Below are 24,018 nucleotides of genomic sequence, written 5' to 3' on the forward strand. Positions count from 1 at the left end.
ACATGCAACGCATATTGCAACCGGTTGCAAAAGATGTATCCTCCCCCTCAAGAACGCGCAAGCCCCGTTTCGCGGCCCGCGCGTCAGACAGGCATCGCCGGAGGAGGGTTACCATGACCACATCACAGGGCAGCATCCGGCTGACCGTCGCACAGGCCATCGTCCGCTTTCTGATGAACCAGTTCATCGAAATCGACGGGGTGGAAACCCGCATCTGCGGCGGCGGCTTCGGCATCTTCGGCCATGGCAACGTGCCCTGTCTGGGCGAGGCGCTCTATCCCGTCCGCGACGACCTGCCCCTTTATCGCGGCCAGAACGAACAAAGCATGGGCTTCGCCGCAGCGGCCTATGCCAAATACCACCTGCGTCGCCGCTTCATGTTCTGCACCGCCAGCGCAGGCCCCGGCACCGCCAACCTGCTCACCGCCGCCGCCTTGGCTCATGCCAACCGCCTGCCGATGCTGCTTTTGTGCGGGGATACCTTCCTCACCCGCCTGCCCGATCCGGTGCTGCAACAGCTGGAGCATTTCAACAACCCCGCCCTCGGCCTGAACGATGCGTTCAAATCGGTCTCCCGCTACTGGGACCGCATCACCCACCCCGCGCAGATCCTGCAATCCCTGCCCGCCGCCCTCGCCACTCTGCTCGACCCCGCCGATTGCGGCCCCGCCTTCCTTGGCCTGCCGCAGGATGTGCAGGGCTGGGCCTATGACTACCCCGCCGCCTTCTTCGCGCGCCGCGTTCACCGCATCCGCCGCCAATCCCCCGACATGGCCGAAATCCAAGATGCCGCTGCCCTTCTCCGCGCCGCCAAACGCCCCGTCATCGTGGCAGGCGGCGGCGTGCAGTATTCCGGCGCGGTCGCCGAACTGACGGCCTTCGCCGAGGCGCACAATATCCCCGTGGTGGAAACCATCGCAGGCCGCGCCAATCTGCTCGCCACCCACCCGCTCAACATCGGCCCCCTCGGCGTCACCGGGTCCGACAGCGCCAACACCATCGCAGGCGCGGCGGATGTGGTGCTGGCCGTCGGTACCCGGCTTCAGGATTTCACTACCGGCTCTTGGACGGTCTTCGCACCCGATGCGCGCCTCATCGGCCTGAACGCAGGCCGCCATGATGCCGCCAAACACCTCTCGCTTCCCGTCGTGGGCGACGCGAAACTGGGGCTGGAAGCCCTGACAAAAGCTCTCGCCACTCACCGTGCCCCGGCCGACTGGGCCACCCGTGCCCAAACCGAACGCCGCACCTGGGATGCCTACGTCGCCGCCAACGTGGCCCCCGGCAACCGCCCCAATTCCTATGCCCAAGCCATCGGCGTGGTGAACGCGCACTGCCACCCGCAAGACCGGATTGTCACCGCCGCAGGCGGCCTGCCGGCCGAGGTCACCGCCAACTGGCGCACCCTTGGCATCGGCACCGTAGATGTAGAGTTTGGCTTCTCCTGCATGGGATACGAAATCGCCGGCGGCTGGGGCGCCCGCATCGCGCAGGCTGAAGCAGAGCCCGATCGTGATACCATCGTCTTCGTGGGCGACGGCAGCTATCTGTTGATGAACTCTGACATCTATTCCTCTGTTCTCACACAGAAAAAGCTCATCATCCTTCTGTTGGACAACGGCGGTTTTGCCGTCATCAACAAACTGCAAAACAACACCGGGCAAGACAGCTTCAACAATCTCATCGCCGATTGCCCCACTGTCCCCGATCCCTTCCTCGTCGATTTCGCCGCCCATGCCCGCGCCATGGGCGCGCTGACGGAAACCGCCGCCAACCCGGTGGAACTGGCCGAAGCCTTCCTCCGCGCCAAGGCCGCCACCAAGACCACCGTCATCGTCATGCAGGTCGATCCCTATGAGGGTTGGACAACCCAAGGCCACGCCTGGTGGGAAATCGGCACAGCAGAGGTCTCCCCCACCGCCTCCGTCCTCGACAAGCACAACGAAGTCGAAACAGGCCGCGCCGCCCAAAGGCCGGGCATCTGATGGCCGCCCTCACCCGCCTTGCAGATAGAAACTTCCTCATCATCGGCCGCGCCGGGATGGATCTCTACGCCGATCCGCCCGGCACGCCGATAGAAGACGCCACCCGCTTCACCACCGCCCTCGGCGGTTCTTCGGCCAATATCGCCGTGGGTCTGGTCAAACAGGGCTGCAAAGCTGCGCTCCTGACCTGCATCTCCGATGATGCCGTAGGCCGCTTCTGCCGCAACGAACTCACCCGCTACGGCGTCGATCACACCCATGTTCGCGCCGTGGCGGGTGAGGCGCGCAATTCGCTGGCCGTCGTCGAAACCCGGCTGGAAAACTGCCAATCCGTCATCTACCGCAACAACGCCGCCGATTTCGCCATGACAGATGCCGATGTCGAACCCATTGACTACGCATCCTATTCCGCCCTCATCACCACCGGCACCGTCCTCGCGGCGGAACCCTCGCGCAGCGCCACCTTCCGCGCCTTCGCCCTCGCCCGCACCGCTGGCCTGCCGTTGATCTTCGATGTGGACTACCGCCCCTATTCCTGGCCCTCCGCCGCCGTCGCGTCCGAGGTGTATTCCCGCGCCGCCGCCCTCTGTGACGTCATCATCGGCAATGACGTGGAGTTTGGCTTCATGGCGGGCGACCCTGCAAATGGCCTCGCAAAAGCCCGCAGCCTCATCACCCAAGGCGCGCAGATCGTCATCTACAAGATGGGCGAAAAGGGCGCGATCACCCTCACTCCTGATGGCGAGTTTGCCACCGGCATCTACCCCACCGCCGCCCTCAAACCCACCGGCGCGGGCGACAGCTTCCTCGCCGCCCTCATCGCCGCCCTCGCCGCAGGCCAACCACTGCACCAATCCGTCCTGCGCGGCTCTGCCGCTGCCGCCATGGTCGTCGCCCGCGTCGGCTGCGCCCCGGCCATGCCCACCACGGCCGAGCTTGACGATTTCCTCACCCACCATCCCGGCCCAACGACAGGCTGAAAGGAACCCCCATGCACATCGCCCCGCATGACAATGCCAACCGCCCCATCGTGGACCGCGATGATCCGCTGGTCCCGCTGGTCTATTTCAACATCCTGCGCCTGAAGGCGGGCGAAACCTTCGATTACCAGACGCCGGGATACGAGACCTGCATCGTCCCCGCCACCGGAACCGTGACCGTGGAAACCATGGGCCAGACCTTTGCCGATATCGGCCATCGCGGCACCGATGTCTGGGATGGCGAACCCGAAGGCGTCTATATCCCCACCAATGCCGCCACCCGCATCACCGCCCGCACCGATACGGAAACCTTCATCGCTGGCGCGCGCTTCGCGGAAACCCTGCGCCCCTTCGCCGTCCGCGCCGCAGATATCGACAAGGTGCAATACGGCTCGGATGACACCAAAACCCACCGCAAGATCAAGCACATCCTCGGCGCCGCCTACCATGACCGCGTCGGTCGCCTGCTGGTGTCTGAGCTATACACCGTCGGCCAAGGCGGCTGGTCCGGCTTTCCCAGCCACAAGCACGACACCGACCGCCGCGATCCCACCACCGGGGACCTCATCGAAACCCGCCATGACGAATGCTACAACTTCCGCTTCCGCCCCGATTACGGTTCCGGCCTGCAAATGCTGCAACGCGTGGACAACGAACCCGGCGACGCCTATCACATCATGAACCGCTCCACGGTCCTGATCGACAAGGGCTATCACCCCTGCTCCGTCCTGCCGGGGTATGAGATGTATTATTTCACCATCCTCGGCGGCCAAAGCCAGCGCAGCCTGAAGCAGTTCTTCCAACCCACCCACGCCGCCCAGCTTCACACCATCCCCGGCATCATGGATATGGTGGCCAAGTTCAAATGACGCTTGTCACCCTCGCCCAGGTCCTCCAACCCGCGCTGCACCAAGGCTACGCCGTCCCTGGCCTCGTGTGCCTCGGCTGGGAGGATATGCGCGCCTACGTCACTGCCGCACAGGCCGAACAGTCCCCCCTTATCCTTCAGGCCGGCCCCGGCTGCCGCGCCCATACGCCCCTGCCCATCCTTGGCGCGATGTTCCGGCATCTGGCCGCCAGCGTCGATATCCCCATCGTCGCCCATCTCGACCACGCCCATTCCATCGACGAATGCAAAGCCGCGCTTGATGCGGGCTTCACCTCCGTGATGTTCGATGGCTCCCGCCTGCCGCTTGATGAAAACATCGCGCAAACCGCCGCCGTCGCCGCGCTCGCCCATGCCGCGGGCATGTCCTGCGAAGGCGAAATCGGCTTCGTCGGCTATGCCTCAGGCGAAGCCTCCCAAGGCACAGACCCGGATCAAGCCGCCCGCTTCGCCCGTGAAACCCGCGTCGACGCCATGGCCATCTCAGTCGGCAACGTCCATCTCCAGACAAACCACTGCGCGGGCCTCGACCTTGCCCGCCTAACGGCCATCCAATCCCTCACCACCACCCCCCTCGTCATCCATGGTGGCTCCGGCGTGCCCCCGGCCCAGCGCGCCGACCTCGCCGCCCGCACCCATATCTGCAAGTTCAACATCGGCACCGAACTGCGGCAGGTCTTCGGCCAATCCCTCCGCGCCACCCTTGCCGCCCATCCTGACCGTTTCGACCGGATCGAGATCCTGCGCGAAACCGAAGCCCCCATCGCCGCCGCCGCCCGCGATGTCATCCGCAGCACCGGCGCCTCAGGCCGCGCCAAGGCCTAGGCCAACCCGAACACCCGCCCCAGATGCGTCCGCACCGCCGCGTCCGGCGTCACCTCCAGCGCCCGCCGCACGGCCGCCTCGGCCCCCACCCGGTCCCCCATATCCAAAAGGCAATGCGCCCGCACCACCAGCGCCGCCTGATACCCCTCCCGCGCCGCCACAGGCAGCCCGTCCAGCAGCGCCAGCGCCCCCGCCACATCCCCCGCCTCGCGCCGGATCGCGGCATGGGCCACCGCGCCCCCAACCGTGGGGTGAAACCGCGCCAGCATGCCATACAGCGTGTCCAGCGCCGCGATGTTCAACCGCCCCGTGATCCCCCGCTGCGCATGCACCGACTGGATCGCCGCCTCGCATTGAAACCGCCCGAACCGGCCCGCCCGCGCCGCCGCCACCAGCACCCCCTCCGCCTCGACGATCATGTCACGGTCCCACAGCGCGGGGTTCTGGTCTGACAGCGGCACGAACTGCCCCGCCCCATCCCGCCGCGCGCGCCGCCGCGCATGGGCATGCAGCATCAGCGCCAACAACCCCTTCACCTCCGGCTCCTCGGGCATCAATCCCAGCAGCACCCGCGCCAGATGAATCGCCTCCTCCGGCAGGCCCGCATCCGAAGCAGGCCCCGCCTCCCACCCGGTGCCGAACGCGGCATAGATTGCCTCCAGCACATCCTCCAACCGCGCTGGCATCTCCTCCGTCTCCGGCACGGCAAAGCGCAACCCTGTCTCGCGGATGCGCGCCTTGGCGCGCACCAGCCGCTGCCCCATCGTGGCCGCAGGTACCAGAAAGGCCGCCGCAATCCGCGCTGCATCCAGCCCCAGCACCGTTTGCAGCATCAATGGCGCCCGCGCCGCAGCATCAATCGCCGGATGCGCGCAGACAAACATCAGCGCCAGCCGCGCATCCCCCGGCCCGGATGCCGCCGCCTCCCGCTCTTCGGCCACAAGGATCACATCCGCAACCGCCGCCGCCCGCATCCGGTCATGCCGATAGGCATTCGCCAACCCGTTGCGCGCCACCGTCACCAGCCACCCCTCCGGATTGCCGGGCACGCCCTGCACAGGCCAAACCTCCAGCGCACGCGCAAAGGCCCCGGCCAGCGCCTCCTCGGCCAAGGCCACATCCCGCGTCCGCGCCGCAAGGATCGCCAGCAGCCGCCCATAAGACAGCCGCGCCGCCCGCTCGGCAGCCTCCCCCGCAGCAGCGGACGGCGCGGCAACCATGGTCAGGCCCCGGGGGGTGCCATCGGCGGCAACACGGGCCGCACTTCAACCGACCCGGTCACCGCACAAGGCGCCCGCGCCGCCCAATCCAGCGCGCTGTCCAGATCGGGCACCTCAATCACGAAATACCCGCCCAACTGCTCTTTCGTGTCCGCAAACGGGCCGTCCTGCACATGGCGCTTGCCATCCACCACCCGCACGGTGGTGGCCAGCATCGGCCCCTGCAATCCGTCCCCCTTCACGATCACCCCCGCCGCCGCCATCGCACCAATAAAGGCGTTCCACCCGCCCCAATACTCGGCGGTCTCGGCAGGATCGGTCCGCCGCGCGAATTCGGCTTCGGTCTCGTTCAGCATCAACATGTATTGCATCACTCTCTCCATCCTTCAGCGCAGCATGCCACGCTTGCGCGCGAAAAGGGACAGCGCAAACAGCGCCCCCGCAATCAAAACAACCGTGGTGATGATCACCAACTGCTCCGGCAATCCGGCAAAGACCCCATAGGCCAGATCGCCCGTGAACAGGGCAATATACCCCGCCAGAGACAACGCAAAAACTGGCACCGCCGCCACCCGCCGCAACAGCAGCAGCACAGACCCCACCGTCCCGCCGATCACCCCAACCGCGAACACCACCGTCATCCATCCCGGCAGCGCCAGATAGATTTCCGCCTGCTCCGCCGTCATCCCCGCCGCCATCAGGCTCTCGCCTGTCTGCCGCAAGGATCCGGCGAACTGCCACAACCCGAACAGGTTCCACCCCAGCCCCGCTACTGCCGCCACTGGCAGCCAGATCCCAGCCCTGCCCCGCGCCCCTGCGCTCCATTGATCCGTCATGTCACCCTCCTGTGTGTCTCTCCGGCACGCGCCGGATACAACAGTGACACCCGGCCCCCCGCGATTTCGACAAACCGCGAAAGAATTTTTCACGGCCCCCGCATGCCGCAACTCTCGCGCGAATCCGCCCCCCAAAAACACGGCCCGGCGGCACGTCCATCCCCTCGAAAACAAACCGTTTCCCAATCACGATGCGTGAATGAACAGCTTCGCCAAGTGTGCGACGCAAAAAGGCCACAACCTTGAGTTGGATTGCTCCGGCGCAATGTCCTTTTCGCGCGACACTGTTATTACAAGTTAACGATGTATTCAGTTCCGGCAGCACCACCTGCGGGAAAACACAACAGACAGGGACAGAGGTTCGGGAATGACCAAACAATGGCAGAGGAGGCCACAAGTCAGCGCGCCGCCCGCCATTTCCCGTTTATATCGTCTCGTCATATCCCTCGGCCTTGCCCTTTCTCGTCCACTCGCCCCGCTGCTTTGCCTCCTGCTCGCCCTCGCCCCGGCTTCGGCGCAGGACAGCCAGCCCCTTACCGTGGTCTTCCCTGATCGCCTCCCGCCCTATGTGATCCTCGACAACAACGGCGGCGTCACCGGCATCCGCGCCGATCTCTGGGCGGAGTGGTCCAAGGTCACCGGTATCCCCGTGATCCTGAAACAGGCGGCCTGGCCCAACCTGCGCCAACAGATCACCGACGGCACCGCCGATGTGATCGACATGGCGCAATTCACCCCCGACCGCGGCGACTGGCTCGCCTACAGCCCGTCCTATCTCGATCTGTCCTACGCCATCTTCCAACCCGCCCGTGACCGCACCACCACGCCCGACATCCCGGCGCTCTCTTCCGTGACAGGCCACATCATCGGCACCCGCGCCGAAAGCCCCTGCGCCGCAACCCTTGCCGCCAACGGGGCGCAGGTCCGCAGCTTCCCCTCTGGCGACGCCATGACCAAAGCCGCCCGCGACGGCACGCTGCGGGTGTTCTGCCTGCCCATACCAATGGGAAATACGCTCTTTGCCCGCGCCGGCCTGCAAACCAGCTACACCCACAGCGCCCCCATCCTCGATATCGCCGCCCATTGGGCCGTGGCCGAAGGCAACCCGGCCCTTTATGCCACCGTCCTTGATGGATTTGCGCAAATCCCGCCCGACCGGATCCGCGCAATCGAAGACAGCTGGATCGGCAGCCGCGATTTCACCTTCCTCGGCATTGGCGGTGACAAGCTGCCCCTCTTTCTGGGCGCCCTGATCCTCGCCATCAGCGTGGCGCTGGCCACCACGGTCTTGCTGCGCCGCAGGCTGGACCGCGCCCTCGCCACCCGCGCCGAAATCGCCGATGCGCTGCGCCGCCGCCTGACGGAACAGGATTGCCTCAACCGCGTCGCACAGGCCACCGAAGACATGGGCCGCCCCCTGCCCGACATCCTCGCCGATCTGGCCGATGCGCTGGCCACCGGCATCGGCACCGAGGGCCAGACCCGTTTTCGCCTGCGCCTGTTTGGCGCGCTGCATGACGATATCCCCGCCGGCCTTGCACACGGCCAGGTTCCCATCTTCACCCTCCCGCTGCTCGTCGATGGCCGCGCGCAGGGGGAAATCGTCGCCCTCCACCTCGCGCGCGGGGCTGCGCAACCGCTGTCCCAGAATGATCACGCGCTGCTCACCCGCGCCGCCGCTCGCATCACCGCCCGCGCCGAAGCCGCCCGCGCCACCGCGCGCCTCGCACTCAGCGAGGAACGCTTCCGCCGCACCTTCCACCATTCTGCGCAAGCCACCGCCGTCATCCGCAAGGGCCGCTTCGCCGAGGCGAACGCCGCCGCCCTCGCCCTGCTTGGCTACCCCGAAGGGTCCACCTTCGTGGGCCTCACCCCCGAAGACATCTCTCCCGAACGCCAACCCGACGGCGAGTTGTCCGTCGAAAAGGCCGCCCGCCTGACCCGCGCCGTGCTGCAAAACGGCACCCTGAAATTCGATTGGGAACACATCCGCGCCGATGGCTCGCCCATCCTGTTCGAGGTGCTTCTGTCCGCCGTCTCCGATGGCGACCAGATGGAAATCTACACCCTCTGGAACGACATCACCGTGAAACGCCGCGCCGAAGCCGCCCTCGCCGCCCATCAGCGCACGCTCGAGGCCCAGGTCGCCCTGCGCACCGATGAACTTTCCCGCCTGAACGAAGAACTTGGCACCTTGCTCGCCACCGCCGCCAGCGGCATCGCCCTCCTGCAAGACGGCCTGATCCGCAGCTGCAACCCGTCCCTGTCCCAACTCCTCCTCATCCCGCAGGACGTCTTGGTCGGCAGCCCCCTCGCCCCGATCTTCCGCGATGCGGCTGAATGGACCGATTTCCGCGATCAGGCCCGCGCCGAAATGGCGCGCGGCGGCATCTATAGCATCAACAGCGAAATCCTGCGCGGCGATGGCAGCACGCTTTGGGTCGCCATCCGCGCCAATGCCATCGACCCGCGCAATCCCGATGCCGGGGCCGTTCTGGTGATTGATGACATCTCCAACGCCTATCTCGCCAGCCGCCAGCTTGCCGCCGCCCGCGACATGGCCGAACAGGCCGCGCAGCTGAAATCCGAATTCCTCGCGCATATGAGCCATGAGTTGCGCTCGCCCATCAACGCCGTCCTCGGCTTTGCCGAACTGCTGCTGGGCACCCCGCTCACCGATCATCAGCGCGATTATCTTGGCAAGGTACAGGCCTCTGGCCGCCACCTCCTGATGATCGTGAACGATGTCCTTGACCTCTCCAAGGTCGAGGCAGGCAAACTCCACATCGAACAGACGGAATTCCGGCTCGGCGCGGTGGTCAAGGCCGCCATTGATACCATCGCCGCCGCCACCGCCGAAAAGGGCATCGAACTCATCGTCCAGACCGACCCCGCCCTTCCCCGCCAATACATTGGCGATCCGCTGCGGATCACGCAGATCCTGATGAACCTGCTCACCAACGCGCTGAAATTCACCCAGCAGGGCGCCATCACCCTCGCCATCCAACCCCTCCCGCAGGGCGGCCTGCACTTCGCCATCACCGATACCGGCATCGGCATCGCGCCCGATCACATCGGCCGTCTGTTCGAACGCTTCTCGCAGGCCGAGGATTCCACCGCCCGCCTCTATGGCGGCAGCGGCCTTGGCCTCGCCATCTGCCGCCAGCTTGCCGATCTCATGCAGGGTGAGGTGGGCGTCCAAAGCACCCCGGGCGAAGGCAGCACCTTCTGGGTCAACCTGCCGCTTCAGCCCCTGCCAGAAGCTCCGCGCCACGCCGCGCCCCCGCTCGCAGACCGTAGCCTGCTGGTGATCGACGATGTCCCCGCCGCGGCCGAGGCTGTCGCCATCCACCTGCGCGCCGCCGGGGCCAGCGTCATCTGCACCACCTCCGCCGCCGACATCGCAACCGACCGCTTTGACGCCATCCTGATCGACAGCCGCATGCCGGAAACCGACGGCTTCGCGACCGCAGGCACCTTGCGCGAACGTCACGGCCCGTCCACCCCGCCGCTACTGCTGCTCGCGCATAAGGGCGGGCAGGACATCGTTGATCAGGCCCATGCCGAAGGCTTCCGCGATCTGGTCATCAAACCCGCCGAACCCGATCTGCTCATCGCCCGGCTGACAGCCCTGTTCCAATCCCCCGGCACGCTGCACCCGGCCCCCGCCCCGCAACCCGCCCCCCGCATCGCGCCCGCCCATGCTGGACGCAGCGCCCTTGTGGTGGATGACAACCCGCTCAACGTGGAACTGACCGTCGCCATGCTGGCCAATCAGGGCATCGCCACCGCCACCGCCACCAACGGGGCCGAGGCATTGCAGGCCCTTCTTGATCAGGATTTCGACCTGATCCTGATCGACAGCCAGATGCCCGTGATGGACGGGATCGAGGCCACCCGCCGCATCCGCGCCCTGCCCACCGCCAAATCCATCGTCCCGATCATCGGCCTTACTGGCAATGCACGCGATACGGAACGCGAAGTGGCGCTGGATGCCGGCATGTCGGAATACATCGTCAAGCCGATCTCACCCGCCACCCTGCGCGCCCTTCTGACCCGCCACTTGGGTGGTGACAAAACCCCCACTGCAAACGCCGCGAACTAGGTCGGATAGGGCCACGGGGCCTGCGAAAACACGCCCCCATCCACCCATAGCGTCTGCCCGGTCACGAAATCCGCGGCGGGTGAGCAGAAGAACAGCACCGGCCCGGCAATATCGGCGGGCGTCCCTACCCGCCGCAAGGGCGTGATCGGGCTCCACGTCCCCGCATAATCACCCGCCTCTGCCGCCGTCCGCTCGGTCGCAATCGCCCCCGGCGCCACGCAATTCACCCGGATGCCATGCGGCCCCAACTCGCAAGCTGCCGCCTTGGTAAACTGCTCGATCCCACCTTTCGACGCCGTGTAGTCAACCAGTTTCGGAAACGCCACCTTGTTGCAGCCCGACCCCAGATTGATCACCGACCCGCGCACCCCGCCCGCGATCATCAACCGCGCCGCCGCCTGCGTGTTCAGGAAGGTGCCGCGCAGATTGGTCCGCATCACCGCGTCCCATTGATCCGCCCGCAAATCCAGCAGCCCGGCCCAGGTCTGTATCCCGGCATTGTTCACCAGCACCGATGGCGCGCAACCCGCCCAATCCGCCGCCTGCGCATGAAACGCCGTCACCACCGCCTCATCCCCCGCATCCGCCTCCACGCTCAGGCACCGCCGCCCCAGCGCCGCCACCTCAGTCGCCACCTGTGCGGCCAGATCGGCGCTACCCAGATGGGTCAGCGCCACATCATGCCCGGCCCCCGCCAGCGCCACCACCAGATGCCGCCCGATGGCCGATGTCCCGGCCGTCACCACCGCAAGTGTCATCGCGTCCCCCTACCCTTACGCCAGAATATCCCAAACGAACCGCGCACAGACCGTCAACAGAAACAGCCCGAACCCCGTCTCCAGCGCCTTCTTCGGCAGCGAATGCGCCAACCGTACCCCCAGCCGCGTCGTCAGCAGCGTCGTCGGGATCGTCAGCGCAAATGTCAGCAGGCTCACATAGCCCAGCGCATCCGCAGGCAGCCCCGGCTTGCCCCACCCCGCCGCCACATAGCCAATCGCCCCCGGCAACGCGATCAGGATACCCACCGCCGATGCCGTCGAAATCGCGCGCCGAATGTCATAGCCATGCAGCGTCAGCACCAGATTGGTGATCGCCCCCCCGCCAATACCCATAAGCGCAGACAATACCCCGATCACCCCGCCATAAACGCGCAAAACGCCCCGCCCCGGCAACCCCTCGGCCAGCCGCCAGCCCGCACCGCCCAACAGCAGCTTCGCCGCATTCACCACCGCCACCGCGATGAACACCAGCTGAAACACCACCGGATCGGCATGGCGCGCGATCACCGATCCCGCCAACACCCCCAGCACCACAGGCACCGCCCATAGCTTGATCAGCTCCATATCCACCGTCCCGCGCAGATAATGCCCCCGCGCGGAATTCAGCGACGTGGGAATGATCACCGCCAGCGACGTGCCCACCGCCATCGGCATCTGCACCGCCTCCGGGTAATCCAACACCCGGAACAGCTCAAAGAACACCGGCACCGAAATCGCCCCGCCGCCAATCCCGAACAGCCCCGCCAGCAGCCCGATCGCCGCCCCCGCCACGATCAGCGCCACGATCACCGGCACCAGCGTTGCCACTTCCATCTCGCCCATCGTCTGCCTTCCCGTCATTTCAGGCGGCCCCGGCCACCCGCGTCCCGTCTTAGGCCGCACCCCACCCAAGGACAACCGCCCCCGACTTGCCGAATGCGCACAAGGGCCTAGGCTAGGATGAACAGCACAGCACAGGATCGCACCGCCCATGACCGTGAACACCAGCCCCGTCTCGGCGGGCGAGGCGCTCGCCCTCCTCCGCGCCGCCCATGCCGCGCAGGCCGCAGGCACGCTCACCGCCTCATGGATGCTCCACGGCCGCCCCGGCATCGGCAAAACCGACATCGTCACCCAACTCGCGGCAGAAACCGGCGCACAACTCTTCGACCTGCGCCTCACCACGATCGAGCCGCAGGATCTGCGCGGCCTGCCCTTCTATGACCACGCCACCCAACGAACCGTCTGGTATCGCCCCGAAGACCTGCCCGATGATCCTGCCCGCCCCGCGATCCTGTTCCTGGACGAACTCACCGCCGCCGCCCCCACCCTGCAACCCACCGTCTACGGCCTCTTGCAGGAACGCCGCGTCGGTCGCCACCGCCTGCCCGACAGCTGCTTCATCATCGCCGCCGGCAACGGCATCGACGATGGCGCCATCGCCTATGACATGGGCACCGCACTGTCCGACCGGCTCATCCATCTGCAAATCCGGGCCGAGGCGACCGATTGGCTCACCCGCTACGCCGTCCCGCAAAACCTCCACCCCGCCGTCATCACCTTCATCCGCACCCGCCCCGACCTGCTGGAAACGACCGAAGACAGCATCCGTCGTGGCCTCACCATCGCCTGCACCCCCCGCTCTTGGGCGCGGGTATCGCAGATCATGCAGGCCATCCCCGACCGCCGCCTCCGCGACCCGATGATCGCAGGCACCATCGGCGATGCCGCCGCAGCCGAGTTTCTTCTGCTGGCCGAAGAAATCGCCGCCACCGTGCAAGTGGACGCCCTGCTCGAAGCGCCCCGCACCAAACGCCCCGACCTCTACCCCACCACCATGACCGGCCTCACCGCACTGACCTACGGCCTGATCGGCGCGGCCAATGCCGAAACGATGCCACGCGTGATCGAGGTGATGGCAGACCTCCGCCACCTCGCCCGCCTGCGCCCTGACGCCCCCTTCGCCCGCCTTCCACTGGCAGAACTCACCACTCACGGCTTTGAACTCCTCATTCAAAAGGCCCTCACCCAAAACCTGACCGATGCCTTCCGCACCTCCGCCGCCTATGCCGAATACCGCGCCGAGCGGCAGGCGCAGGGCTTGGAATGACCCGCCACAGCGCCCGCGCCACCACCGCGCTCCGCGCGCTCAACGAACAAGACCCCGCCATGGCCGCCCTCGCGCTCTGGTGCGATCACCGCGACCGCGACCACGGCCCCGCGGCGGAAACCACAGGGCAAACCATCCATTACGGCCCCGAGTTTGACACCCTCCCCCGCCACGAACAGATCGGCACTGCCGCCCATCACATCCTGCACGTGGCCCTGCGCCACTCCCCCCGTCTGGGCGACATGCAGGCCCGCATGGGCGACCGCTTCGATCCCACCCTTTGGCAAATCGCCGCTGACGCCATCGTCAACGAAACCCTGCTTGCCGCAGGCTACGCCCTGCCGCGCCCCGCGCTCACCCTCACGGGCCTTCTTTCCGCCGCCCTCGATACCGCGCTGTCCCCCCAACAGGCCCTCGCCCAATGGGACGTGGACCGCCTTTATCATCGCCTGCGCGATGGCAGCGGCAATGGCGGCGCGTCCGACCGCGCCCATGCCCATGCCCGCGCCCAGAACCACGGCCCCGACCTCAAACCCGATACAGGCCCCTCTGATGCCCCCGACACCCCCACCGCCGCCGACTGGCACCGCCACCTCTCCCGCGCGCTGGAAGCAGGCCGCCTCGCAGGCCGTGGCATCGGCGCAGCAGGCCTGCGCCTTGCCGACATCCCCACCCCGCACACACCGTGGGAGGTGATCCTGCGCCGCCTTCTCACCCGCGCCACGCTGGAACGGCCCCAACCCACCCACCGCCGCCCGGCCCGCGCATGGATCGCCACCATGGCGCAGGCGCAGATGGACAACCGCCCGGAACCCGCCTTCCAGCCCGCCATGGCCCGCCACAGCCCGGCCCCCCGCGTTGTGATCGCACTGGATACCTCATCCTCCATCACCGACGACGCCCTGTCGCTCCTGATGGCCGAAGTCACCGGGATCGCCCGCCGCACCCGCGCCGAGCTTCACCTCATCCCTTTCGACGATACTCCCGCCCCGCCCCTGCGGCTTGACCCCGCATCATGGGCCGCGCAACTTCGCGCCCTCGCCCCTCCACGCGGGGGCGGCACGGACTTCGCCCCCGCTTTCACGGCAGCGGCGCAACTTCACCCTTCGATCCTGATTGTCCTGACGGACCTTGAGGCACCGCTGCCCCCGCCCCCGCGATTCCCGGTGATCTGGGCCGTCCCAGATGCCCGCAACGCCCCGCAACCCGCATGGGGAACACTGCTCGACCTCTCCGCCTAACCAAACGCTACCCGATCAGCGCCGCCAATCGCGCATGGGCCGACACGCCCCGCACATCAAAGGCAACGTCCCGCAAACAGTCATTCGACGCCAAATTGATCCGCAACATGTCCCGCTCGGAAAACTCGGCATCGAACAGCCCCGCCAGCATACCCCGCTCCGCCTCTGACAGGCGCAGCACCTCCGGCCCCGATTTTGGCCCCGCCTCGCTCTGTACGGAAACCAGCGTGAGGGGCGGCATCCGCCACAGTTCCGATTGCTCCACCACCAGATGCAGCCGCCCCTCGGCCAACCCTCGCGCCGCCGCGATCTTTGACAAGATCGCCACCGCCCGCACGCGCAGCAGATCCATGCCCCGCTCCACCTCTGCCGTCGTGGCCAGCGCCTTCGCCCCCGCCCGCGACAACCGCAGCACCTTGGATTCAAAGAAATAAATGACAATCAGCATCGGCAACGGCGCCTGTGCAATCGCCAGCGCATAGCGCGGAAACATCACCGACCCCAGCAGGAACGGCACCAGCGCCAACAGATAGCGCAGCACCTCCATCTCGAATATCAGCCGCAGCCACAGGCCCATCCCCGCCTCGCGGCGCGGAAAGATCATTACCCGCCCAAAGACACGCCGCGGCACCTGCCGCATCTCCAGCACATGGGGATTCCAGATCGTCTCAGGGGTCAGGATGAACACAAGCACGGGCCTCCGCACGCCAAACTAGGCCAACGCCCGCCGGATACCACCCCTATCGCTTGCCGTAATACAGCCCGACCACATGCTCGGCCTCGGCAAAGAACAGCCAGCGCTGCGCCAGCGCGCCCAGCAGATGCGTCGCCACCGCCACACCCACCGCCATCATCCCCGGCAGATAGGCCAGCGCCATCGCGGGCAGCAGCACGGAAAACACCATGGCGATCATCCGCACCCGGTCTGCATGTTTCCGGCCCACCACGTAGATCATCTCGCGCAGCAGGTAATTTCCGCCCGTATGCGGCTGCTCGAACACCGATACCGCGCCGATCCCGCCCAACCCCGTCGCGCTTTCCATCGTCGCGCCCACCCGCGCAAAGGCCCGCGCCCCGAAATGCCAATGCAGCGCCATCGCCACCCCCAACAGGCACAGCATCACCAGCGCCAGATGCCGGATCCCCCCCAGCACCAGCCCGCCCGCCACCGCATAGGCCATGAACACCAAAGGCACCGTCCAGTGATGCCAACGCGGCACCGCCCGGATCTGCGCATAGATCATCGACGTGCACAGAACCGTCACCCCGGCCCCCACCGCCCCAGCAATCCCGAACGCGCGGCCCCAGTCAAACCCCAGCAGATCTGCCAAAGCCTGCGGCGCAAACAGCAGCAGCGTCACCACCGACGCCCAGGCCTCCCGCGACAGCCAGCTTGTCCGCCACTGCGTAAACGCCAATAGCGCCCGCTGCGGATTGCCAAGGTGAAAGGCAGATGCCACCAGCCCCGCCACCGCCAGCCCATAGCCGATCCCCCACAGGAAGAACGCCGCCGCCCCCGACGCGCCAAAAATCCCCAGCAGCGCCAGAAACCCGAACCCCATCCCCGACAACACAGTAAAGACAATAACGGAAGGTGCCGGATTCATTCACATCTTCCCCAGCACACGATCCAGCCACCCGGCAAAGCCGGTGGCCTGAATATCCAAAAGCGGCGCCAGCAAACTCGCCTCCTGCGGCCGGTCCTTCTTGCGTGGCGGCAGATAGCGGTTGACGGGCTTCGTCCCCATCTCGGGCATCAGCGCAAACCCCTCCCGCTCGGCCACCAAACGGCTCACATCACTGTCCGGATCGGACAGCTCCCCGAAATGCCGCGCGCCCGTTGGGCAGGTCCGCACACAGGCAGGTTCGCGGTCCTCTTCGGGCAGGTTCTCGTTATAGATGCGGTCCACACACAGCGTGCATTTCTTCATCACCCCCGCCGCGGCATCCATCTCCCGCGCCCCATAGGGGCAGGCCCAGGCACAGAGGCCACAGCCGATGCAGGCATCCTCATTGACCAGAACAATCCCATCCTCGGCCCGCTTGTAACTCGCCCCCGTCGGGCAGACCGTCACACAGGGCGCATCTGCGCAATGCAGGCAGGATCGCGGAAAGTTCACGATTTGCGCCGCGCTATCAACAGGTTGCACCGAATAGCTGTGAACCCGGTTCAAGAACGTCCCCGACGGATGCGCACCATAAGGCTCCTGATCCGACAAAGGCGCGCCATAGCCCTGATCATTCCACCCCTTGCAGGCCGTCACGCAGGCATGACAGCCCACGCAGGTATCAAGGTCGATCACCAACCCCAGCGTCTTCTCCGTCGCTCCCGGAAGCGCCGTCATGCCCAGCCCCCGTTTTCTGACGCAGAAAACGGCGCGGAATTTGACGCAAATTCCGAAAGCGGACCCATGGTCCGCTCCCCGAATTCTGTGTCAGAATTCGACGCGAAAACTGCGTCAGTTTTCGCCCCCCTCATGCCCGCGCCCTCCCCTTCGGCACCACGCGCGGCAGCACGTCAAACTCCGGCTCCGCCCGTTCCCGCGCGCCCACACGCGCCACCCGCACGCGCAGATCGAACCACGCCGCCTGCCCCGTCACCGGGTCGGAATTCGAAACCCGTCCCGCCCCCGGCAGAACCTCGGAAATCAGGTGGTTCAACAAGAACCCCTCCACCGCCTCCGGCGCGCCCTGATCCAGGGCCCAGGCCCCCTTGCGCTTGCCAATCGCATTCCAGGTCCACACGGTATCGGGGTTCAGCGCCGCCATATGCGCCACCGGCACCACAATCTCGCCCGTGGGCGATGTCACCCGCGCATAGTCGCCTTCCACAAACCCCTCCGCCTCCCAGATCTTGGTCGGCAGGTAGAGGTAGTTCTTCCCATGAATCTGCCGCAGCCACGCATTCTGCGACCCCCAGCTATGATACATCGCCATCGGCCGCTGGGTGATCGCATGTACCGGGAACTCCGCCCCGGCCTCATCCCCAAACGGCGGATACCAGACCGGCAAAGGGTCCATCGCCAGCTTCAACCGCTCGCGCAGATGATCCGGCGGTTGAATGAACCCCTGCCCCTCGGCGGCCAGCTGGAACTTCCGCATGGGCTCCGACCAGATAGAAAACAGATAGGGCTGCGGCGATTCAAAGAAGGATGTCGCCACCGCCCAATCCTGATAGGCCGCATTCCACGGTTTGTAATACTGCGCGCCCTCCGGCACATGCGCCTGATAGAATCCACCATTCTCGATATAGCGCGCCAGTTGTTCCGGGTTCGCCTCGCCCCGCCCCTCGGCGTTCCCATCCGCCCCGCGAAACCCCATCAGCGGCCCCACGCCGGGCCTGCGGATATGGTTCACGATGTAATCGGCATAATCCTTGAATTTCGGGCTGCCATCTTCCGTCACCATCCCCGGCAGGCCCAACCGCGCCCCAAGGTCCAGCAGCACTGACTGGAACCCCCGCACATCCCGGTCCGCCTCCACCACCGGCCAGCGGATCGCATCCCCCGCCGCATCCGGCTCGGAAATTGGGCGGTCCAGCAGTGAAATACAGTCATGCCGCTCAAGATAGGTCGTATCCGGCAGGATCAGATCGGCATAGGCCACCATCTCGGACGCATAGGCATCGCTATAGATGATGCGCGGGATGACATATTCCCCGCTCGCATCTTTATCCGTCAGCATCTCCATCACGCGCGCCGAATTCATCGATGAATTCCACGCCATGTTGGCCATATACAGGAACAGCACATCCACCTTGTAAGGATCGCCCGCATGGGCGTTGGGGATGACCATATGCATCAACCCATGCGCGCTGAACGGGTTCTCCCAGGTAAACGCCTTGTCGATCCGCCAGGGCGTGCCGTCCTCTTTCAGCGCAAGGTTCTCCGGCCCCCGCACATAACCCAAATGCGGCCCGCTCAAGGGCTTGCCCGGTGCCGCTACGAAATGCGGGGTGGGATGCGCCTCCACGGGCTTGGGATAGGGCGGCTTCAGCCGATACCCGCCGGGAACCTCCACCGTGCCCAGCAATATCTGCAACAGATGCAGCGCCCGCGCGGTCTGGAACCCGTTGGAATGCGCCGAAATCCCCCGCATCGCATGGAAAGACACAGGCCGCCCCTGCATCACCTCGTGGCGGTCCCCGCGAAAATCCGTCCAGGCGATCGGCAGCTCAAAGGCCTCATCGAACGCCACCCGCGCCAGCTCCGCCGCCAGCCCCCGGATGCGCGCCGCGTCAATCCCCACCCGATCCGCCACGGCCTCGGGCGCAAACTCCTCGCCCAGATAACGCTCCGCCATATGCTGGAACACCGTCCGGTGCCCCTGCCACACCGCGCCAAGGTCCGGCTGCACCCCCGCCCCTTCCCAAGGCGCAGGCATCCCCGTGCGGCGATCAATCACAAAGGGCTGGCTTTCGGCATTTTTCAGGATCAGGCCCTTTTCAGGCCCCTCCGCCTCATTCACCAGCAAGGGCGCATTGGTCCAACGCGCCAGATAGTCCAGATCAATCTTCCCCGCCGTCAGCAGGCAATGGATCAGCGACAGGATCAGCAGCCCATCCGTGCCGGGCGTGATCCCGAACCACTCATCTGCCACGGCGTTATAGCCCGTGCGCACCGGGTTCACCCCCACCACCCGCGCGCCGCGCTCCTTCAGCTTGCCGATCCCGATCTTGATCGGATTGCTGTCATGGTCCTCGGCCACGCCAAACAGCACGAACAGCTTCGTATAGGCCCAGTCCGGTTGCCCGAACTCCCAGAACGCCCCGCCAATGGTGTAGATCCCCGCCGCCGCCATGTTGACGGAACAGAACCCGCCATGCGCGGCATAGTTGGGCGTGCCAAACTGCTGCGCCCACCACCCCGTGAAAGACTGCGACTGATCCCGCCCCGTGAAGAACGCCAGCTTCTCGGGTGCTTCCTCCCGCAGCGGCTTCATCCAGGATACCGCCGTCTCCAGCGCCTCTTCCCAGGAAATCTCCTCGAACGCCCCCGATCCGCGCGGCCCCACCCGCCGCAGTGGCGCGCGCAGACGGCTTGGCGCGGTCACCTGCATGATGCCGCTCGCCCCCTTGGCACACAGCACCCCCTTGTTCACCGGATGGTCGCGGTTGCCCTCGATATAGGTGACCTTCCCGCTGGTCATATGCACATTGATCCCGCAGCGGCAGGCGCACATGTAGCAGGTGGTCTTGCGCACCTCATCCGACACCTTCGGCGACGTATCGACCCGCGGCTGTCCCATCACGCCTCCCCTGCCATTACGGCCATGGCCTCCATCGCAATCTGGCGCTCTTCCTCGGCCGGAACTGTCCAGATCGCGACCCTTGCGCCGTCGGGATGCAGCACTGCCGCGCCTTCGGCATTGGCGGCCTCATCGAACTCTACCCCCGCCCAGCGCAAACCGGTAAGGATTTCGCCCCGCACCATCCGATCATTCTCGCCAATCCCCCCGGTAAAGGCCACCGCGTCCAGCCCCCCCATCGCGGCGATCAGACTGCCCGCATGGCGCACCGACCAATAGCAGAAATGCGCCACGGCGAACCGCGCCTCCACCGTCCCGGCCCGATGCAGGCTGCGCATGTCCGACGCCCCGCCCAACCCCAGCAAACCGCTCTCCCGGTTCAGGATGCGCCCCGCGCCTTCCACCCCATGCACCTCGGCCAACCGCAGTACGGCATTGCCGTCAATCGCCCCGGCCCGCGTCCCCATGGTCAGCCCATCCAGCGGCGAATAGCCCATCGTACTGGCCACCGACCGCCCGTTCACGATCGCACAGGCCGAAGCGCCATTGCCTAAATGAAACGCAAGCAGCCGCTCTGGCAGCGGCCCATCCCCCATTTCTTGCACTTTTCGAACAATTGATGCGTAGCTGATCCCGTGAAACCCATACCGCCGCAACCCCAGCGCCTCTGCCTCCGGCGGCAGCGCGTAACGCCGCGCCACGTCCGGATTGGTCGCATGAAAGGCCGTGTCGAAACTCGCATATTGTGGCAGGTCCGGCACCAGCGCCGCCAGCGCGCGGATCGCCGTCAGGTTCGCCGGATTGTGCAACGGCGCCAGCGGCACGCAGGCCTCCACCTCGGCCACCACCGCCTCCGTCACCCGGCAGGGCGCCACCAGCCCCGCCCCGCCATGCACCACCCGATGCGCCGCAGCCGTCAGGCCGCTCACCGCGATCCCCGCCTCTTCCATCGCCTCAAGGATCAAGGCCAGCGCCGCCGCATGGTCCACCACAGGCCGCACGCCCACCAAAGGCCCCGCCTCCACCCGCGCGCCATAGCTGCCGATCTCGGTCACCCGTCCCGCCAGCACCTCGCGCAAGCCATCATCGAACACCGCCACTTTCAGGCTCGATGACCCGGCATTCACCACCAGCACGCTCACCACAGCACCGCCTTTACCAGCCCCATCCCCGCCAGCCCCGCCAACAGCAGAATGGCAAAACGCCGGAACTCCTGCGGATCCGTGTTCAGGAAATGCCGCCCGCCCAGCCAATTGCCCAAGAACGTCAAAGGCAGCGCAATCAGCGATGCCCACAGCGTGTCCCAACTCACCAACCCCGCATACCAGTACAAAGGCGCGGAATAGAGGTCGAGGATCGGGAAATACGCGATCAACGTCGCCCGGAACACCGCCGCCCGCATCGGCTGCGCGGCGAAAAAGGCCGCAATCGGCAGCCCCCCCATCCCCGGCGCATTGGCCAGCCCGGAAATCAACCCCATCCCCAGGTTCGACATGCCCCGCGCCTCCGCCGCCAGCCGCCACCCCGCAAACAGCACCAGACACATCACCAGCACATAAGCAGAGATCACCGCCCGCGCCGCATCCTCGGAAATCCCCGTCAGAGCCCACAGCCCCAGCGGCAATCCCACCGCCGCCCCCGCCAACAAAAGCCAGACCCGCCGCCAATCCACGTCCCGCGCGATCCCCCGCGCTGCCTGCAAGGACATGGCGGTCTCCAGAATGACCACCACCGCCACCATGTTCAGCGGGTTCATCACCAAAGATGACGCCGCTATCACCATCGCGGAATAGCCAAAGCCCGAATAGCCCCGGATGAAGGCGGCAATCACGATCGCCACCGCCATCCAGACTGTCCCCAGAAGGGACAGGTCAAAGGGCATCAAACCACCTGCGGGCGCATGTCCGCCTTGCTGATCCCCGCCACTGCAACGGGTTTCTTCATCGCATCACGGCGGAACGGCTCGCCCAGTTCCTGATTGATCAGCGCCTCGATCAGCGTGGTCTTGCCATGCTCCATCTGATCCGTCACCGCATTGGCCAAAGCGTCGCGCAACTCCTCCATCGTCTTGGCCTGCACGCCCTGCAACCCGCAGGCCCGCGCGATCCCGGCATAAGACACCTGCGTATCCAGCTCGGTCCCCACGAAATTGTCGTCATACCACAGGGTCGAATTGCGCTTCTCCGCACCCCATTGGTAATTGCGGAACACCACCATCGTCACCGCAGGCCATTCCGGCCGTCCGATGGCCGTCAACTCCGTCACCGCGATGCCGAACGCCCCGTCGCCTGCAAAGCCCACCACCGGCACATCCGGGCAGCCGATCTTGGCTCCCACGATGGACGGCAGGCCATAGCCACAAGGCCCGAACAGGCCGGGTGCCAGATACTTCCGCCCCGCCTCGAACGTCGGATAGGCATTCCCGATGGCGCAGTTATTCCCGATATCGCTGGAAATGATCGCCTCTTTCGGCAACGCGCTCTGGATCGCACGCCACGCCATGCGCGGGCTCATCCAATCGGGCTTGTCCGCCCGCGCACGCTCATTCCAGCTGGTCCCCGGATCATCATCCTCATGATCCATAGAGGCCAATTGCTGCGCCCAACGGCTCTTGGTGGTGGAAATCAGGTTCTCCCGATCCTTCCGCCCCGCGTCCCCGGCACTGGCCGACAGCCGCGCCAAAATCCCCTCGGCCACCTTCTTGGCATCGCCCACGATGCCCACCGCCACCCGCTTCGTCAGCCCGATCCGCGCCGGGTTGATATCCACCTGAATGATCTTGGCCCCCTTGGGCCAGTAATCCAGCCCATATCCCGGCAGGGTGGAAAACGGATTAAGCCGCGTCCCCAGCGCCAGCACCACATCGCCCTGCGCGATCAACTCCATCCCCGCCTTAGACCCGTTATACCCCAAGGGCCCCGCAAACAGCGGATGGCTGCCGGGGAAGGCATCATTGTGCTGATAGCCCACGCAAACCGGGGCACTCAGCCGCTCCGCCAGCGCCATGCTCGCCGGAATGGCCCCGCCGATCACCACCCCCGCCCCGTTCAGGATCACCGGGAATTTCGCAGATGACAGCAGCGCCGCCGCCTCGGCCATCGCCGCTTCCCCACCCGAGGGCCGCTCGAACTCCACCACCGCGGGCAGGTCGATGTCGATCACCTGCGTAAAGTAATCACGCGGCATATTGATCTGCGCCGGGGCCGAATGCCGCCGCGCGTTCAGGATGACCCGGTTCAGCACCTCGGCCACGCGGTTGGGATCGCGCACCTCCTCTTGATAGCAGACCATGTCCTTGAACAAGGCCATCTGCTCCACCTCTTGGAACCCGCCCTGCCCGATCGTCCGGTTCGCCGCCTGCGGCGTCACCAGCAACAGCGGCGTGTGGTTCCAATAGGCGGTCTTCACCGCCGTGACGAAATTTGTGATGCCCGGCCCGTTCTGCGCGATCATCATGCTCATCCGGCCCGAGGCACGGGTGAACCCGTCCGCCATCATCCCGCCCGATCCCTCATGCGCGCAGTCCCAGAAGGTGATCCCTGCCTTGGGAAACAGGTCTGAAATCGGCATGAAGGCCGATCCGATGATGCCAAAGGCATTGTCGATGCCATGCATCTGCAACACCTTCACAAACGCTTCTTCCGTGGTCATCCGCATCGGTCGTCTCCCGCTAAATCCATCGCACCCCGGCCGGGCGCTTTGCCCCTTGATACCCCCGCACCCGCCCCCCGGCTTAGGGCCAGAAAACCGGGCCACTTAGGTCCAGTTGACGACGGCGCCTCGCCCGCCCCTCCATGGTTAACGCCCCCTTCCGGCACCGCGCGT

The 24,018-nt window shown here is 66.0% G+C and carries 19 protein-coding genes; 7 read left to right on the plus strand and 12 right to left on the minus strand.

Annotation, left to right across the window (positions count from 1 at the left end; translation table 11 throughout):
- Positions 1–113 precede the first annotated feature (113 nt).
- From iolD to RSE12_14750, 4 genes are read left to right on the plus strand one after another with little or no spacing between them, the layout of a single operon-like run.
- Positions 114–1,985: a 3D-(3,5/4)-trihydroxycyclohexane-1,2-dione acylhydrolase (decyclizing) gene (iolD, locus tag RSE12_14735; GenBank protein ID WRH61618.1), complete on the plus strand. Its 1,872-nt coding sequence runs from the start codon at positions 114–116 to the stop codon at positions 1,983–1,985.
- The gene (gene iolC, locus RSE12_14740; GenBank protein WRH61619.1) at positions 1,985–2,965 is read left to right on the plus strand and encodes a 5-dehydro-2-deoxygluconokinase; all 981 of its coding nucleotides are present in this window, start codon (positions 1,985–1,987) and stop codon (positions 2,963–2,965) included. The genes iolD and iolC overlap by 1 nt, the downstream gene beginning before the upstream one ends.
- 11 nt (positions 2,966–2,976) lie before the next feature.
- Positions 2,977–3,834: a 5-deoxy-glucuronate isomerase gene (locus RSE12_14745; protein WRH61620.1), complete on the plus strand. Its 858-nt coding sequence runs from the start codon at positions 2,977–2,979 to the stop codon at positions 3,832–3,834.
- On the plus strand, positions 3,831–4,676 hold the full coding sequence (locus RSE12_14750) for a class II fructose-bisphosphate aldolase (GenBank protein WRH61621.1): 846 nt from the start codon (positions 3,831–3,833) through the stop codon (positions 4,674–4,676). The genes RSE12_14745 and RSE12_14750 overlap by 4 nt, the downstream gene beginning before the upstream one ends.
- Here the strand turns inward: RSE12_14750 and RSE12_14755 are convergent.
- From RSE12_14755 to RSE12_14765, 3 genes are read right to left on the minus strand one after another with little or no spacing between them, the layout of a single operon-like run.
- Positions 4,673–5,896: a DUF6596 domain-containing protein gene (locus tag RSE12_14755; GenBank protein ID WRH61622.1), complete on the minus strand. Its 1,224-nt coding sequence runs from the start codon at positions 5,894–5,896 to the stop codon at positions 4,673–4,675. The two genes, RSE12_14750 and RSE12_14755, sit on opposite strands and share 4 nt — an antisense overlap.
- Before the next feature lie 2 nt (positions 5,897–5,898).
- Positions 5,899–6,267 (minus strand): YciI family protein, encoded by a 369-nt coding sequence (locus RSE12_14760; protein ID WRH61623.1) that lies wholly within the window; start codon positions 6,265–6,267, stop codon positions 5,899–5,901.
- 15 nt (positions 6,268–6,282) lie between these two features.
- A complete protein-coding gene (locus tag RSE12_14765) occupies positions 6,283–6,732 on the minus strand; it encodes a hypothetical protein (GenBank protein WRH61624.1) in 450 nt (149 codons plus the stop codon).
- A gap of 367 nt (positions 6,733–7,099) precedes the next feature.
- Between RSE12_14765 and RSE12_14770 the strand changes: the two genes are divergently transcribed.
- Complete coding sequence (locus RSE12_14770) at positions 7,100–10,837, plus strand: response regulator (GenBank protein ID WRH61625.1); 3,738 nt, start codon at positions 7,100–7,102, stop codon at positions 10,835–10,837.
- Here RSE12_14770 and RSE12_14775 read toward each other — a convergent pair.
- Both RSE12_14775 and RSE12_14780 read right to left on the minus strand, forming a co-directional pair.
- A complete protein-coding gene (locus tag RSE12_14775; GenBank protein ID WRH61626.1) occupies positions 10,834–11,595 on the minus strand; it encodes an SDR family NAD(P)-dependent oxidoreductase in 762 nt (253 codons plus the stop codon). The two genes, RSE12_14770 and RSE12_14775, sit on opposite strands and share 4 nt — an antisense overlap.
- 15 nt (positions 11,596–11,610) lie before the next feature.
- Entirely contained in the window at positions 11,611–12,456 is an 846-nt protein-coding gene (locus tag RSE12_14780) for a sulfite exporter TauE/SafE family protein (GenBank protein WRH61627.1), read from the minus strand.
- 130 nt (positions 12,457–12,586) lie between these two features.
- Here RSE12_14780 and RSE12_14785 point away from each other — a divergent pair, with 130 nt between their 5' ends.
- Entirely contained in the window at positions 12,587–13,705 is a 1,119-nt protein-coding gene (locus RSE12_14785; GenBank protein WRH61628.1) for an AAA family ATPase, read from the plus strand.
- Positions 13,702–14,946, plus strand: a complete 1,245-nt coding sequence (locus RSE12_14790) for a VWA-like domain-containing protein (protein WRH61629.1) — start codon at positions 13,702–13,704, stop codon at positions 14,944–14,946. The genes RSE12_14785 and RSE12_14790 overlap by 4 nt, the downstream gene beginning before the upstream one ends.
- Before the next feature lie 7 nt (positions 14,947–14,953).
- Here RSE12_14790 and RSE12_14795 read toward each other — a convergent pair whose 3' ends face one another.
- The 7 genes from RSE12_14795 to xsc form a co-directional block, all read right to left on the minus strand.
- Positions 14,954–15,640, minus strand: coding sequence for a hypothetical protein (locus RSE12_14795; protein ID WRH61630.1), 687 nt, complete (start codon positions 15,638–15,640; stop codon positions 14,954–14,956).
- Between the two features lie 46 nt (positions 15,641–15,686).
- Positions 15,687–16,553 carry a DmsC/YnfH family molybdoenzyme membrane anchor subunit gene (locus RSE12_14800; GenBank protein WRH61631.1) on the minus strand — a complete coding sequence of 289 codons (867 nt, stop codon included), beginning with the start codon at positions 16,551–16,553 and terminating at the stop codon, positions 15,687–15,689.
- On the minus strand, positions 16,554–17,291 hold the full coding sequence (locus tag RSE12_14805) for a 4Fe-4S dicluster domain-containing protein (GenBank protein ID WRH61632.1): 738 nt from the start codon (positions 17,289–17,291) through the stop codon (positions 16,554–16,556).
- 130 nt (positions 17,292–17,421) lie between these two features.
- On the minus strand, positions 17,422–20,193 hold the full coding sequence (locus RSE12_14810; GenBank protein ID WRH61633.1) for a molybdopterin-dependent oxidoreductase: 2,772 nt from the start codon (positions 20,191–20,193) through the stop codon (positions 17,422–17,424).
- Entirely contained in the window at positions 20,193–21,335 is a 1,143-nt protein-coding gene (locus RSE12_14815) for an acetate kinase (GenBank protein WRH61634.1), read from the minus strand. Before RSE12_14815 ends, RSE12_14810 begins: the two co-directional genes overlap by 1 nt.
- The gene (locus RSE12_14820; protein WRH61635.1) at positions 21,332–22,075 is read right to left on the minus strand and encodes a sulfite exporter TauE/SafE family protein; all 744 of its coding nucleotides are present in this window, start codon (positions 22,073–22,075) and stop codon (positions 21,332–21,334) included. The genes RSE12_14815 and RSE12_14820 overlap by 4 nt, the downstream gene beginning before the upstream one ends.
- On the minus strand, positions 22,075–23,850 hold the full coding sequence (xsc, locus tag RSE12_14825; GenBank protein WRH61636.1) for a sulfoacetaldehyde acetyltransferase: 1,776 nt from the start codon (positions 23,848–23,850) through the stop codon (positions 22,075–22,077). The genes RSE12_14820 and xsc overlap by 1 nt, the downstream gene beginning before the upstream one ends.
- Positions 23,851–24,018 lie beyond the last annotated feature (168 nt).

It is taken from the genome of Fuscovulum sp. (genome assembly GCA_035192965.1).
Classification (GTDB): Bacteria; Pseudomonadota; Alphaproteobacteria; order Rhodobacterales; family Rhodobacteraceae; genus Paragemmobacter.

Excerpts from the sequence above, each read along its gene's own strand:
- iolD (WRH61618.1), top strand. The coding sequence starts at position 114 with ATGACCACATCACAGGGCAGCATCCGGCTGACCGTCGCACAGGCCATC.
- iolC (WRH61619.1), top strand. The coding sequence starts at position 1,985 with ATGGCCGCCCTCACCCGCCTTGCAGATAGAAACTTCCTCATCATCGGC.
- RSE12_14745 (WRH61620.1), top strand. The coding sequence starts at position 2,977 with ATGCACATCGCCCCGCATGACAATGCCAACCGCCCCATCGTGGACCGC.
- RSE12_14750 (WRH61621.1), top strand. The coding sequence starts at position 3,831 with ATGACGCTTGTCACCCTCGCCCAGGTCCTCCAACCCGCGCTGCACCAA.
- RSE12_14755 (WRH61622.1), bottom strand. The coding sequence starts at position 5,896 with ATGGTTGCCGCGCCGTCCGCTGCTGCGGGGGAGGCTGCCGAGCGGGCG.
- RSE12_14760 (WRH61623.1), bottom strand. The coding sequence starts at position 6,267 with ATGCAATACATGTTGATGCTGAACGAGACCGAAGCCGAATTCGCGCGG.
- RSE12_14765 (WRH61624.1), bottom strand. The coding sequence starts at position 6,732 with ATGACGGATCAATGGAGCGCAGGGGCGCGGGGCAGGGCTGGGATCTGG.
- RSE12_14770 (WRH61625.1), top strand. The coding sequence starts at position 7,100 with ATGACCAAACAATGGCAGAGGAGGCCACAAGTCAGCGCGCCGCCCGCC.
- RSE12_14775 (WRH61626.1), bottom strand. The coding sequence starts at position 11,595 with ATGACACTTGCGGTGGTGACGGCCGGGACATCGGCCATCGGGCGGCAT.
- RSE12_14780 (WRH61627.1), bottom strand. The coding sequence starts at position 12,456 with ATGACGGGAAGGCAGACGATGGGCGAGATGGAAGTGGCAACGCTGGTG.
- RSE12_14785 (WRH61628.1), top strand. The coding sequence starts at position 12,587 with ATGACCGTGAACACCAGCCCCGTCTCGGCGGGCGAGGCGCTCGCCCTC.
- RSE12_14790 (WRH61629.1), top strand. The coding sequence starts at position 13,702 with ATGACCCGCCACAGCGCCCGCGCCACCACCGCGCTCCGCGCGCTCAAC.
- RSE12_14800 (WRH61631.1), bottom strand. The coding sequence starts at position 16,553 with ATGAATCCGGCACCTTCCGTTATTGTCTTTACTGTGTTGTCGGGGATG.
- RSE12_14805 (WRH61632.1), bottom strand. The coding sequence starts at position 17,291 with ATGACGGCGCTTCCGGGAGCGACGGAGAAGACGCTGGGGTTGGTGATC.
- RSE12_14810 (WRH61633.1), bottom strand. The coding sequence starts at position 20,193 with ATGGGACAGCCGCGGGTCGATACGTCGCCGAAGGTGTCGGATGAGGTG.
- RSE12_14820 (WRH61635.1), bottom strand. The coding sequence starts at position 22,075 with ATGCCCTTTGACCTGTCCCTTCTGGGGACAGTCTGGATGGCGGTGGCG.
- xsc (WRH61636.1), bottom strand. The coding sequence starts at position 23,850 with ATGCGGATGACCACGGAAGAAGCGTTTGTGAAGGTGTTGCAGATGCAT.